The organism is Rhodococcus sp. B10, assembly GCF_011770055.1.
GTDB lineage: Bacteria > Actinomycetota > Actinomycetes > Mycobacteriales > Mycobacteriaceae > Rhodococcoides > Rhodococcoides kyotonensis_B.
In genome coordinates, this window is the sequence record NZ_JAAFYV010000107.1 from 1 (window position 1) to 433 (window position 433).

At 70.4% G+C, this 433-nt stretch carries 1 protein-coding gene; it reads left to right on the top strand.

Features of this window, described 5'->3' with window-relative positions; translation table 11 throughout:
• Positions 1-433 (top strand): hypothetical protein (locus tag RhoFasB10_RS25870; protein WP_206031387.1); only part of this gene is annotated, 433 nt, incomplete at both ends.

The following is a 433-nucleotide window of genomic DNA, read 5'->3' on the forward strand; positions in this document are numbered from 1 at the left end:
GTGACGCCATGACCCAGACCGGCCGCTCTTCCCTGTTTGCATCCGCCGCTGCGTTCGTCCTGTCGGGCGTGGTTGGCAGTGCCCATGCCGCCGACAGCGTCGCCGGCCAGTTCACCGAATGGAGCAGCGACAGCACGGTGAACCGGCAGATGACCCTGCGCGAACTCGGTTTCCGCCAGCCACTGGTGCTGAGCGGGCAGGAGAGCCAGCGCGAGGTCTACCTGCCGGTGCCGGCCGGTGTGGCCACCCGCGACGCGCAGCTGCAGCTGGATGGGCGCTATGTGCGCGGCCACGCCGGGCGCACCTCGGGCCTGTGGTCGGTCGATGGCGACCCGATCGCGGCGCGTTCGATCACCGATGCCCAGGGCGATGCCAGCCAGCTGCTGGCCATCGATGGCGAACCCCGCCAGAGCGGCTTCGTACGGGTCGGCGT